The sequence below is a fragment of the uncultured Roseibium sp. genome (genome assembly GCF_947499295.1).
Lineage (GTDB): Bacteria > Pseudomonadota > Alphaproteobacteria > Rhizobiales > Stappiaceae > Roseibium.
Genome location: NZ_CANMNP010000011.1, coordinates 143,323 through 156,409 on the forward strand (window position 1 = coordinate 143,323; position 13,087 = coordinate 156,409).

The 13,087-nt window shown below is 55.7% G+C and carries 10 protein-coding genes; 7 read left to right on the forward strand and 3 right to left on the reverse strand.

Going from position 1 to position 13,087, the window contains the following annotated elements; genetic code table 11:
- Positions 1-41: 41 nt before the first annotated feature.
- The gene (locus Q0835_RS17710) at positions 42-1,058 is read right to left on the reverse strand and encodes an N-formylglutamate amidohydrolase (RefSeq protein ID WP_298963477.1); all 1,017 of its coding nucleotides are present in this window, start codon (positions 1,056-1,058) and stop codon (positions 42-44) included.
- Positions 1,059-1,441: 383 nt separating this feature from the next.
- Here Q0835_RS17710 and Q0835_RS17715 point away from each other — a divergent pair, with 383 nt between their 5' ends.
- A complete protein-coding gene (locus tag Q0835_RS17715; RefSeq protein WP_298963479.1) occupies positions 1,442-2,620 on the forward strand; it encodes an aminotransferase class V-fold PLP-dependent enzyme in 1,179 nt (392 codons plus the stop codon).
- Positions 2,621-2,690: 70 nt separating this feature from the next.
- Here Q0835_RS17715 and pap read toward each other — a convergent pair whose 3' ends face one another.
- Positions 2,691-4,163, reverse strand: coding sequence for a polyphosphate:AMP phosphotransferase (pap, locus tag Q0835_RS17720; protein ID WP_298821612.1), 1,473 nt, complete (start codon positions 4,161-4,163; stop codon positions 2,691-2,693).
- Between the two features lie 219 nt (positions 4,164-4,382).
- Between pap and Q0835_RS17725 the strand changes: the two genes are divergently transcribed.
- A complete protein-coding gene (locus Q0835_RS17725) occupies positions 4,383-6,419 on the forward strand; it encodes a bifunctional DedA family/phosphatase PAP2 family protein (protein ID WP_298963481.1) in 2,037 nt (678 codons plus the stop codon).
- On the opposite strand, the gene Q0835_RS17730 is transcribed toward Q0835_RS17725, so the two are convergent.
- Complete coding sequence (locus Q0835_RS17730; protein ID WP_298963483.1) at positions 6,400-7,467, reverse strand: DUF1176 domain-containing protein; 1,068 nt, start codon at positions 7,465-7,467, stop codon at positions 6,400-6,402. The genes Q0835_RS17725 and Q0835_RS17730 overlap by 20 nt on opposite strands.
- Positions 7,468-7,650: 183 nt before the next feature.
- Between Q0835_RS17730 and Q0835_RS17735 the strand changes: the two genes are divergently transcribed.
- The 5 genes from Q0835_RS17735 to sulP all read left to right on the forward strand — a co-directional run bounded on the left by Q0835_RS17735 (position 7,651) and on the right by sulP (position 13,085).
- Positions 7,651-8,079: a YeeE/YedE thiosulfate transporter family protein gene (locus Q0835_RS17735; RefSeq protein ID WP_298963484.1), complete on the forward strand. Its 429-nt coding sequence runs from the start codon at positions 7,651-7,653 to the stop codon at positions 8,077-8,079.
- Between the two features lie 4 nt (positions 8,080-8,083).
- Positions 8,084-8,521, forward strand: a complete 438-nt coding sequence (locus Q0835_RS17740; protein ID WP_298963485.1) for a DUF6691 family protein — start codon at positions 8,084-8,086, stop codon at positions 8,519-8,521.
- Between the two features lie 32 nt (positions 8,522-8,553).
- Positions 8,554-9,447: an MBL fold metallo-hydrolase gene (locus Q0835_RS17745; protein ID WP_298821622.1), complete on the forward strand. Its 894-nt coding sequence runs from the start codon at positions 8,554-8,556 to the stop codon at positions 9,445-9,447.
- A gap of 105 nt (positions 9,448-9,552) precedes the next feature.
- Positions 9,553-11,223 (forward strand): bifunctional protein tyrosine phosphatase family protein/NAD(P)/FAD-dependent oxidoreductase, encoded by a 1,671-nt coding sequence (locus Q0835_RS17750; RefSeq protein WP_298963487.1) that lies wholly within the window; start codon positions 9,553-9,555, stop codon positions 11,221-11,223.
- Between the two features lie 77 nt (positions 11,224-11,300).
- Positions 11,301-13,085, forward strand: a complete 1,785-nt coding sequence (sulP, locus tag Q0835_RS17755) for a sulfate permease (protein WP_298963540.1) — start codon at positions 11,301-11,303, stop codon at positions 13,083-13,085.
- Positions 13,086-13,087: the final 2 nt, after the last annotated feature.

The following is a 13,087-nucleotide window of genomic DNA, read 5'->3' on the forward strand; positions in this document are numbered from 1 at the left end:
GGTTCGTTTGTGTGCCTCAATCGATTGGCGACGTGACAGTGCTATTCAGCAACCAGAAGCGGTTTATCCGGCAGTTCGTCGGGTTCGCCGTTTTCCGGTTCGCCACTGTCATTTGAAGTCGACTGTGAGGCATCTGCCGGTGCCACTTCGATTTTTGCTTCCTGACGATGCTCCGTCTCTTCAGCATTTGGTGCAACGACCTCATCGTCAGACATCTCGCCAGATGGATCGTTGTCAGCTTCCAGTTCCTGGCTGATTTCGACGTGACTTGCCTCATTTCCGTTTTTGTCTGGAAGCGCAGTCCAGTCGATCAGTCTGGTCAACATGTCCTGAAGCACTTCGCGCAAACGTTCAACGCGGGTCTTGTCAGGCTCAAACGGCGGCGATTCATGTCGCAGATAGGCGCGTTGCGCCAAAAGCAGCGACATGGCGTGCACACCACGGTCCGGTTGCCCGAAGGTGCGCGTTATCAACCCGCCCTTTGCGTGCTCGTCAACACTGATTGAGAAACCTGGAAGACCTTGAAACGAACCAACAAGGAGGTTGCGGAGGTCGAGGTCGGTTGACCTGCCGTCCATGCTGCCGACACTGACCAAAGGCAGACCTTTGCCGGTCACGCCCTTAATATGCGAGCGCATGGACTGGCAATCCAGTAGAATGACCTTGCCATGCCTCTTCAACAACCTATTCAGCTGTTGCCTCAAAGCCTTGTGGAACGGATCATAAAAGAGCAGTTCACGTTGCTCGGTCTCGGTTGGTCCGGGCTCCTCGCCTTCCTGATAGATCCGTTTTCCATCAAGTGTCGTCACCGGACAAAGATCACCGTCGCTCTCATCGACGGACTTGTCCAGATCGATCACATAGCGGGACACCGTCGAGCGAATGAAAGTCACATCCAAGGTATGGTGAAAGTCAAATACGCGGTCCAGTTGCCAGGACAGGTCCGCCTGCAGGCGTCCTGTTGCATTCAGTCGTTTTGACACAGCTTCGGGTACGTCCGTGCCGCTGTGAGGCAGGCACAGAATAACAGGGCTTTCACCTTCATTTACCAGGATCATGCTGCAACGCCTAACTGACGATACCGACCGGTTGTAACTTGAAGAATTTGCTTAGAGGAAACAAGGTATATTCTGTTCAACTGCAGCGCGTGACTTATTCACAGCCCTCAACCGACTAGCTAATTGTCTTTGTTTTCAGAGTGTTGAAGCCTGCCTGGATTCACGCGCCCTTTTTGACACGTCAAGATTAAGCTATCACAATTGCTCCATCCCTCTGTTCGCAATTGCAACAAGCCGACGGTTGGGCAGACAATCAACACCCACGTTCAGCATTGTTGCGGTCTTGACGGATAGCGCAGTAGCGACAATTTTGGCATCCGCCTTCAAACCAACCCTTCCGATAAATCTGTTCTGACCTCAGCTTGAAAAACAAGGATCTCCCCGTGACGTTGCGCAATGGCAAAGAGTTTTTGATGATCCCCGGCCCGACGAATGTGCCCGACGAAGTGCTTCGCGCCATGCACCGTCCCGCCGTGGACATCTACGAAGGACCTTTGTTGGAAACCACAGATTATTGCCTTGCCAAGCTCAAGGAAACCTTCCGAACCCAAGGCAAGACCTACATCTACGCCTCCAACGGCCATGGAGCCTGGGATGCAGCCTTGTGCAATACGCTTCGGCGAGGCGACAAGGTATTGGTTCTGGAATCCGGCCGTTTTGCACTCGGCTGGGGCGAGGCCGGCCAGATCAATGGGTTGAATGTCGAAGTCCTGCCGGGGTCCTGGGAGAAGAGCGTCGATCCCAAACGCCTTGAAGAACGTCTTGCCCAGGACAAGTCGCACGAAATTCGAGCCATTCTGGTCGTTCAGGTCGACACGGCTTCAGGTGTCTGGAATGACATCGCGGCACTGAGGCAAGCAATTGATGCCGCCGGACACCCGGCCCTATTCATGGTCGACACCATTGCCTCGCTTGGCTGCATGCCTTTTGAAATGGATGCCTGGGGAGTTGATGTTGCGCTCACCGGATCCCAGAAGGGTCTGATGTGCCCTCCCGGGCTCTCCTTTGTCGCTGCAGGACCAAAAGCAGACGAAGCTCACAAGTCTGCAGACCTCAGGACCAACTACACTGACTGGACATTCCGTCAGGGAGCAGAACATTACCAAAAATACTGCGGCACGCCGCCAGAGCACCTTTTGTTCGGTTTCCGCAAAGCGCTGGAATTGCTTTTTGAGGAAGGCCTGGAAAATTCCTGGCACAGGCATGCGCTTTTAGGTGAAGCGACCCGCCGAGCAATTCAGGTGTGGTCGGAAGGCGGCGCTGTGAGCTTCAACGTCAGCGAACCACCCGCTCGCTCCAACAGCGTCACGGTGCTCAAGATTGGAGAGGGAAATGCAGCCGCACTGCGCGAGTTTACCAAGGAAGTCTGTGGCGTGACCGTCGGGGGCACTATTGGAGACCTTTCCGGCAAGGGTATCCGGATCGCGCATATGGGTCACGTCAATGCGGTTATGCTGCTTGGCACTCTTTCGGTTGTTGAACTCGGGTTTCAACGGCTCGGAATTCCGCATGGCAAGGGTGGTACTCAGGCAGCCATGGACTATCTGGCACAGTCGCTTTGACCTTTTAGCAACGGCATCCGCGTGTTTGCGGGTTCACCAAAGTCGCCAAGCGCCGCACTTGCCTTGCAAATCACTTCTCCAGCCGGTCGTCCAGCCGTTCGCAAATTGTTTTGAGGACTTTTACCCGGGCATGGCGCTTGTTTTCGGACGAGACAAGTGTCCAAGGGGCATAGTGCGTAGACGTCCTGTCGACCATGTCTCCTGCTGCGATCGCATACTGATCCCATTTCAATCGGTTGCGCCAATCCTCGTCGGTGATCTTGTGCTGCTTGTAGGCCGTATCTTCCCGCGCCTTGAACCGGCGCAACTGCTCATCCTCGGAAATCGCCAGCCAGAATTTGCAGACGATAAACCCGAAATCCGTCAGTTCCTGTTCGAATTCGTTGATTTCGTTGTAGGCCCGCAACCAGTCTTCATGACCTGCAAAACCCTCAACACGCTCAACCAGAACGCGCTCGTACCAGGACCGATCAAAAATCGCGAAATGACCTTTGCGCGGTAAGCGCCGCCAGAACCGCCAAAGATAGGGACGTGCCTTTTCCTCATCGGTTGGGGCCGAAATTGGATGAACCTTGTAGATACGCGGGTCGAGTGGGCGGATCACACGGCGGATAGCTCCACCCTTGCCGGCTGCATCGTTGCCCTGAAAGACAAGAACCACGCCTGTTTTGGTCATGGCCTTGCGGTCTGAGAGCTCCGACAGGATCGTCTGGTAACGTTCCCGCTGTTCCACATATTCAGCTTTTTCGAGCGATTCGGTCAGGTCAATTGTGTCGACTGCAGTCTCGCGTGTCAGACCACCGACGACCGGCGGAGCTGCGACGGATCTTGGCTCACCATCTTCGAGTTTCAGCTTCATTGACCGGGCAACGGTTTGAGCCAAGGCGACATCCCGGTATTCAGGATCCTGCGAGGGAATAACGAACCAGGGTGCATATCCCTTGGAGGTCTCAAGGATGATTTTTTCACCTGCTTCACTGGCCTTCTTGTGATGCTTGAGCGCCGCCCAGTCAGCAAGAACATGACGGGCGGCATGCTTCTTTGAGATCGAAGCGAGACGCTTTTCCTGCTCTTTTTTGGGCAGGTAGAACCAGAATTTGAGAATGAGCACGTCTTCGTTGGACAGCATCTCTTCAAAGCGGCGGATTCGCACCAGTGCCTTTTCGAAAGCGTCTTCGTCGATCCGCTTGTAAATCAGATCACGCAAGATCGACTGGTACCAGCTGCCGAAAACGATGGCTGTTTCGCCCTTTGCCGGCAAATCGCGCCAATAGCGCCAAAGCGGTGGGCGCAGCCGCGCTTCATCCATCGGTTCACCGTAAGCGTTGCAAACAAGATGACGGGCGTCCATCCAGCCATAGAGCCTGGCGACAGCCTCACCCTTGCCTGCCCCGTCCAGACCATCGACCAGAATCAGCGTGGAAAAAGACTGCTTTTCAACGACCGGCAGCTGCGCTGACAGCAATGCCTCACGGATCTCCGGCTCCATTTTCTTGAAAGTCTTCTTTGTCATTTTCTGCGGTAAACGTGCTGATTCAAACATCAAAGCCTCCAGAAAAAGCATGGCGCGCGCGGCGTTGAGCACCCGCATGTTTAGAACTCTGCTTCACGTCAGAGCAGATGAACAACGTGAGAAACCCATTTTTCGCTATTGGATGAACGCATGTGCGCTTATATGAAGCAACAGTTGATACCGCCACGAAAGCAATGTCGGGCGGTTTCTGCAATTGATTTTGATACCTGATCCAACAGACAGATTTCTGTGACCGAATTTCTTGATCCAGTTCTGACGTTCATAGCCGAAAACCCATCTCTGGCAGGCATAATCTGTTTTCTGGCCGCCATGGGCGAAGCTCTGTTCATCATCGGATTGTTCGTCCCGACAACCGTTGTTCTTGTGGGGGCTGGAACACTGATTGGACTCGGCAATCTGGATCCGGTGCCGATCTTCATTTGGACCACGCTCGGCGCGACCGCGGGCGATGCCATTTCCTACTGGATTGGCTGGAAGTTCAAAGACAAGATCAGAAAAATGTGGCCGCTTCGAAATTATACCCACATGCTCGACAGCGGCGAGGCATTCTTCAAACAGCATGGCGGCAAAAGTGTCTTTATCGGACGCTTCGTGCCGGGAGTGAAATCGGTGGTTCCCGGCATTGCAGGCATGGCGGGTATGAATTTCTCCCGCTTTACTGTCGTGAACGTCACATCTGCATTTGCGTGGGCGGTAGCACATCTGGGACCGGGTATCATTGCAGGGTCCGCTCTGAGTGCGATCGGCGAAATCAGCGGCCGCCTTGCGCTCGTGCTCGGTGTCCTGCTCTTGATCATCTTCCTGGCTGTCATGCTTGGCCGCTGGCTGATCCTGATTATCCTGCCTCTCTTTCCGAACGCCCATGCGGCAATCGTCAGCTGGTTCGCAAGGCACCGGAATCCGGTGTCACAATGGATCGCTCGAAACTTCGACCCGGCACACCCACGATCAAGCGGCATGCTTGCCTCCGCCTTGTTGCTGCTGATCAGCATGCCGGCATTTTTCTGGGTCGTAAGCGAGGTTGCCCCCGGCGAACCGCTGGTGCGCGCCGACCTTGCAATCTTGAATCTTTTCGACAGTCTGCGCACACCGGCCGGCGACAAGATCATGGTTTTCATGACGACGCTCGGCGACGGGATCGTGGTGACCGCTGTCGCGGTTGTCGTCGCAGGTTATCTCTTTGTTCGAAAAGCCTGGCGGCGCGGCATCGGCTTTGTTATCGCAATGGTCGGCACCGCAATGTTCGTGCCTTTGTTCAAACTGCTTCTGCATCGATCAAGGCCGATCGAACTTTATAGTGGGGCCGACGCCTACAGCTTTCCAAGCGGTCATGCCACGCTCAATGCAGTTCTTTTCGGCATTTGCGCCGTCTTGGCCGCTCATGACCTCAATCGATGGGCAAAAGCCGCCATATTCAGCATTACCGCTGCCTTCGTGATAACGATCGGCTTTTCACGGGTCTATCTCGGCGCGCATTGGATGTCCGACGTGCTGGCGGGCCTGCTGTTCGGAACAGCCATGGTGTCTGCGTTCGCTTTTGTATTCGGTCCAATTCACAATGAAAAAATCGGCCAGTTGACGATAGGCTCCCTTGTGGTTCTCACACTGGCGGTTTTTGGAGGATGGCATCTGTCGACAAGCTTCGATCAGGCGCTCGTGACCTATCAACCCCGCGACCACAAGGAAATCATGACCGCCACCAGTTGGCGTGAGGGAGGCTGGATGGCCCTGCCGGCCAATCGGATCGAATTGAATGGCGACAGGGAAGAGCCCTTGGTCATCCAGTATTCGGGCCCGCTTGGATCCTTTGCAACTGCCGCGGAAAAACACGGCTGGCAACAACCGCCGAAATGGTCCCTGACAACTGCAGGCGGTTTCGTAGAAGGCAAGACGCCACCCGACTCACTCCCCATTCTGCCGCGCACTCAAAACGGGCGTCAGCCTGATCTTGTGCTTATACGCAATGACGACACAGGAACAGAGAGCGGACGATGGGTGCTTCGCCTCTGGCCAAGCCGCTACGAAATCCTTGACGCAGGCCAAATCAGCCCGCTGTTCGTCGGCAGTGTCGTGCATGAAGACATCCTGCGGCCGATGGGTGAGTTTTCGGGCCCAAGGACCGATGTTCATATTCCGGACCCTGCCGATAATCCCGCGCTCCTCGTGTCAGGCGCCATGACTCGCAAACGCGTGGACGGAACCGAAGTCGTTCTGGCCGAACAGCCATCCAATTCGGTCAAGCCTGTCAGTACGCCTGAAAAATAAGCGGCCAATCCTCCGGTGCCATTTCGATACCGTCGCACTCAGACTTCTCTCTGAATTCCAGAAGTTCGAGCTCCAGAACTTCGCCCGGGGCATCTATCAGCCGGTGAACACGGTAGCTGCCGCAATCACCAACACCACGATTGAGGCTGGTCGTACGGATGAACCCTTTCGGACCGAGAATATCCGCATTCATGGCCTGGTAAGTTTCACCGTCTTCACCGGGAGGATTGGGCAACGTCAGGAGATTGCCCCAGCCCTGTGGCGGGTTTTGCGTGACCACAAGCGCTGTTGCGGCCTGATAGGCAGCCGAGATGCAGGGCACTTCCCAAAGCAGATAGTAGTCATTGATGACATATCGTGCGCCACCCCAGGCGTGAAACCCGTCGACATCGCATTCATCACCGGCACTTTCACGCACAAGCTGAACGGCTTCCGGTGGCAATTGAGACATATCATCCAGGATTGTCTGGCGGCCGATCGGAATACCGTTTGGCGGTCCCGGCACTTGCGTTTCAGGTTCGCGGACTGGCGTTGCCTTGGCCGATTGCGCAGGCGGTTGCAGGCACCCCAGATGGCCTTTTGCACTGGCGACAAACGGGACCTTACCCTTCTGAATGACGGTCATATCGGCATCTTTGATCCGATAAAGTTCACCTGAAAGTCCCACGTCATTGAACTCAATATGTACCCGGATTTCCCGGTCTTCCGTGGCATAGAAGTACTGCGAGGCAAGGCCGTTGATACTCTCGCCTCCCTCCGCCAACCGGGAGAGAGCGTAAACGGTTTCACCTATCTTGACGCGGGCCGGGCCCTGGTAGCCGTTATTTGCCGCATTGGCATGAAACAGAAAAGCGTACCGGTCCGCATTCGGATCCCTGTCACCTTGCCAAAGTGAAAAACGACACCGATCAATCCCCTGTTCGATATCTTCCTTGCCGAAAAGCTTCAAAGAGACCCTGATATCGTCATCTGCGGCCTGGGCCATGTTTCCGCCAGCCGCGTATATGGCAAGCATGCATGCGGCCGACAAAGCCCGATTGATCGTCATCTGCGCCCCTCCCCAGGTCGTCGCATCATCTGCGTAACAGCATTCAAGGCAGGTTGCCGCAAATTCCGGCATGCTGCCAGACTGTTCTTTTTAACCAGTCCCCCTTTTGGTTGATGTCGAAAGTCACTTGCTACTTTTTTATTATATTCATATATTCGAACATATAGTAACAAAGGGCTCATCATGACCGAATTCACACCCCTACTCAGCTTCGGCGGCGGCGTTCTGATCGGCCTTGCCGCAGTTGCGCTGATGGCCGTTCACGGCCGTATTGCCGGCATCAATGGCATCGTCAGTGGGTTTCTGACCACGCAACTCAACCAGGACTGGGCGTGGCGAACAGCCTTTCTGGCCGGCATGATAGCAAGCCCGCTGATCTTTCTTGGTCTCAGCGGTCAGCTTCCAGCAATCTCCATCCCGTCTTCACCTCTGCTTCTGGTCGTCGGCGGTTTTCTGACCGGCGTCGGCACAACTTTCGGCTCGGGATGCACCAGCGGTCACGGCGTGTGCGGAATGTCCAGGCTGTCCGGCCGTTCAATTGTGGCGACCGTGACCTTCATGGTGACAGCTGCAACCACCGTTTATCTGACCAGGCACGTTTTCGGAGGCTGATGAAATGAGACTTCTATTTGCATTCTCCTTCGGCCTCCTCTTCGGATGCGGCATTCTGATCTCCGGAATGGGCAACCCGGCCAAGGTTCTGAACTTCTTCGACGTGGCCGGAACCTGGGATCCGAGCCTCGCCTTCGTGATGGGAGGTGCCGTGCTTGTCACCGCAATCGGCTACCGACTGATTTTCCGCATGCAACAACCGCTTTTGGCACAGGCCTTCACACTTCCAACAAAGCAGGATCTGGACACCAGACTTGTCGGTGGTTCGGCCGTTTTCGGCATCGGTTGGGGGTTGAGCGGCTTCTGCCCGGGCGGTCTGGTCCCGGTCCTGGGGATTGGGCTGATTGAACCCTTGATGACATTCGCTGCGATCATCGCAGGCATGCTGGCAGCAAGATGGGCAATCTCGACACGTTATCGGACAGACACGGCGCAAGCCTGATCCAGGCAGCGACAAGCTTTAGGGAGATGAACATGAGCACATCGAATTACCCGGTCGACATGACCCGCACACCGGAGGTCAAAGCTTTCTTTGACCCGGCAACGAACACAATCAGTTACGTGGTCAAGGACCCGGCCACCAAGGCCTGCGCGGTTGTCGACAGCGTCATGGATATCGACTATGCGGCTGGCAGGATCACATACGATCATGCCGACGAGATCATTGCCTATATCCAGGAAAAAGACCTGAAGCTGGAATGGCTGATCGAAACGCATGTACACGCGGATCATCTTTCTGCCGCTCCCTACATTCAGGAAAAGCTCGGCGGAAAGCTGGGTATCGGCGAAAAGATCACTGTTGTTCAGGAAACCTTCGGAAAGGTGTTCAACGAGGGCACCGAGTTCCAGCGGGACGGAAGCCAGTTCGACAAACTGTTTAAGGACGGCGACACCTATCAGATCGGTGAGCTGACTGCGTTCGTGATTTACACGCCCGGTCATACGCCCGCCTGCATGGTTCACGTCATGGGCGACGCGGCCTTTGTTGGGGACACGCTGTTCATGCCAGATGGCGGTTCTGCCCGCGCTGACTTTCCGGGCGGCGATGCCGCAATGCTCTACGATTCCATTCAAAAGCTGCTCGCCCTGCCGGACGCCATGCGATTGTTCATGTGTCACGACTACGGCCCAAATGGCCGGGACATTCAATGGGAAACGACTGTTGGCGACGAAAAGGAACACAACATTCACGTCGGTGGTGGCAAGACGAAATCCGAGTTCGTCAAGTTCCGCACGGAACGCGATGCCGTATTGGACATGCCGAAGCTGATTATTCCCTCGCTTCAGGTGAATATGCGCGCCGGCCAACTTCCTCCGTCGGAAGACAATGGCAAAACCTTCCTGAAGGTGCCGGTAAACGGCCTCTGAAACCCGGAAAACGAAAAACGCCAACCCGCATCCCCCTGAGCGAGGGGATGCGGGAAGGCGCAAGCTGACGATTTTCAGTCGGTGCCGACAGGAGGCGGCAATCCCATGAAACCCATCAATGAACGCATCTCGGTAGCCCCGCAAATCCGCCCGCAGGATCTGGCAGACATCGCACAACAGGGATTTCGATCCGTGATCTGCAACAGACCGGATGGAGAAGGTGCGGACCAACCGGTGTTTGAGGAAATCGAAGCTGCTGCGAAGAAGCTCGGGCTGGAGGCGCGCTATCTGCCAATTGTTGCCGGCAAGGTGCAAGACGAGGATGCGGACGACTTCAGCAAATTGATGGAGGAGTTGCCAAAACCGGTTCTGGCCTACTGCCGCACAGGAACTCGCTCGGCAACGCTTTGGTCGTTGTCGCAGGCCGACACGCTGCCATTGGCCGACATTCTGTCACAGACAAAGGTAGCCGGTTACGACATGGCCGGCGTCGTGCGCCGGATTGCAAATGGCGGGCGGACACCGACGGATGCGGTGGAGGATGCAAGGTTCGATATTGTGGTTGTCGGCGGCGGAGCTGCGGGCATTTCGGTTGCCTCCAGTCTTCTTTCCAGGAAAGCCGATCTGGATATCGCCATAATAGACCCCGCAGATGTGCACTACTACCAGCCAGGGTGGACCATGGTCGGCGGCGGGGTCTTTCAAGCCTCCGATACGGCACGGACCATGGGATCGCTTATTCCGAAAGGCGTGCACTGGATCAAATCGGCGGTTGCCGCCTTCGAACCGAAGGACAATGCCATCCTTCTCGATGGCTGCCGTGTGGTGAAATACGGCCGCCTGGTGGTTTGTCCGGGCCTCAAACTGGATTGGCACAAGATCGAAGGCCTGGTCGACACACTCGGCAAGAACGGTGTCACATCGAACTATCGATACGATATGGCTCCCTACACCTGGCAGCTGGTTCAAAAAATGCAGGAAGGCCGCGCTATCTTCACGCAGCCGCCCATGCCGATCAAATGTGCCGGTGCCCCGCAAAAGGCGATGTATCTGTCAGCAGATCACTGGAACAAGGCAGGACGGCTTGGCCAGATCGATATTCAGTTCATGAATGCCGGTGGCGCTCTGTTCGGGGTCAAGGACTATGTTCCCGCCTTGATGGAATACATAAAGCTTTATGACGCCGACCTGAATTTCTTCCATAACCTGATCGCCATCGACGGGCCCTCCAAAAAAGCGGTTTTCGAAGTAAAAGCCCCCGACACGGAGCCCAAGCGAGTTGATGTCGACTTTGACATGATCCACGTGACACCACCCCAAGTGGCGCCCGATTTCGTCCGGGTTTCGCCGCTCGCCGATCCGGCAGGCTGGGTCGATGTCGACCAGTCAACTCTCAGGCACAAGACGTTTGAAAATATCTGGTCTTTGGGCGATGTCATGAATGCGCCGAATGCCAAAACCGCGGCAGCTGCGCGCAAACAAGCACCAGTGGTGGCTGAAAACATCGTTTCCGACATACAAGGTCATAGCGCCACGGCCCAATATGACGGTTATGGATCCTGTCCGCTTACGGTTGAGCGCGGCAAGATTGTGCTTGCCGAGTTCGGTTATGGTGGAACACTGTTGCCGAGCTTTCCGCGTTGGCTGGTGGACGGGACCAGGCCAACGCGGACTGCATGGCTCTTGAAGGAGCGCATTTTGCCACCCGTCTATTGGCGCGCCATGTTGCGCGGCAAGGAATGGATGGCAAAACCTGAAAAGGTCAGTGCTGCCTGACCGCCGTTGAAGAGTACTTTCCTAACCTCCTTCGAGCCGGTTTTCCGGCTCGTTTTTTGCTCTCGAAAAGGTACATGATGATCCGGTTTCAGCGATATTTGCCCGTTCTTGACTGGGGCAGCCGCTACGACAGGGAGACGGCAACCAGCGACCTTGTTGCCGCGGTGATCGTGACGATCATGCTGATCCCGCAGTCGTTGGCCTATGCGCTGCTTGCGGGACTTCCACCGGAGATCGGGCTCTACGCTTCCATCCTTCCTTTGGTCGCCTATGCGATTTTCGGCACCAGCCGGGCATTGGCCGTCGGTCCCGTTGCCGTTGTGTCGCTCATGACTGCTTCTGCAGTGGGTGAATTTGCACAGCAAGGCACGCCGGAGTACCTGGGCGCAGCTATCGTGCTGGCTTTTATCTCGGGCCTGATGCTTGTGCTCATGGGGCTGTTCCGCTTGGGGTTTCTGGCCAATCTTCTCAGTCACCCGGTCATCTCGGGTTTCATAACCGCTTCAGGTCTTCTGATTGCCTCCAGCCAACTGAAGCATATTCTTGGTGTTCCAGCCCATGGCCATACGCTTTACGACATTGTTCTGTCGATCGCGTCCCACCTCAATGAAGTCAACTGGATCACCTTCGCCATCGGGTCCGCAGCGACGATTTTTCTGTTCTGGGTCCGGAAAAGCCTGAAAAAGATGTTGCTCGGTCTGGGGCTGAAGCCCTTTCTGGCCGACATCCTGACCAAGGCCGGACCGGTGGCGGCCGTTGCTGCAACGACGACCCTTTCGGCTGCCTTTCAACTGGGGGAGCACGGCGTCAGGATTGTTGGTGATATTCCTTCCGGCTTGCCAGCGCCACAACTGCCGTCCTTAGACAGCGAGCTTTGGCTGGCCATGGCCGGTCCGGCGCTCCTGATATCGGTCATCGGTTTTGTGGAGTCTGTTTCTGTCGCTCAGACGTTGGCGGCCAAAAAACGCCAACGCATTGAACCGGATCAGGAATTGATCGGCCTCGGTGCATCCAACATAGCTTCGGCGGTCTCCGGCGGGTACCCGGTCACCGGCGGTTTTGCTCGCTCGGTGGTCAACTTCGATGCTGGTGCTGCAACACCTGCAGCCGGCGCATTCACTGCCGTCGGTATCGCGCTTGCGACACTGTTTCTGACACCACTTCTGACCTATCTGCCACAGGCCACACTTGCAGCCACAATCATCGTCGCCGTTCTTTCGCTTGTTGATTTTGGCGCTATTCGAAGGACCTACGCCTATTCCAAAAGTGACTTTGCGGCCATGGCGGCCACCATCCTTGTCACTCTGTTTTTTGGCGTCGAACAAGGCGTGGTGACTGGCGTCGGCCTGTCGATAGCACTTTATCTCTTTCGTTCCAGCCGACCTCATACTGCGATCGTCGGGATCGTTCCAGGCACTGAGCACTTTCGCAATGTCGACAGGCACAAGGTCATTACCAGTGACAGCGTTCTGACTTTGCGGGTGGATGAAAGCCTCTTTTTCGCCAATTCAAGGTATCTGGAGGACCGGGTCTACACCCTGGCGGCAGAAAACCCGGATATAGACCATGTGATTCTGATGTGTCCCGCGGTGAATGCCGTTGATGCCAGCGCGCTGGAAAGTCTTGAAGAAATCAATCTCCGGCTCTCGGATTCAGACGTCACTTTTCATCTGTCGGAAGTCAAGGGACCTGTTATGGATCGATTGAAGCGTACTGATTTTCTGGACCACCTGACCGGTCAGGTGTTCTTGAGCCAGTACGACGCCCTGTGCGCCCTTGATCCCCTCACGGCACATATCGCGGAATCGCGCACGCCCAAGAAAACCGCTCGGTCAGCCGTCTGGTCGGGACCCGAGATCTAGTT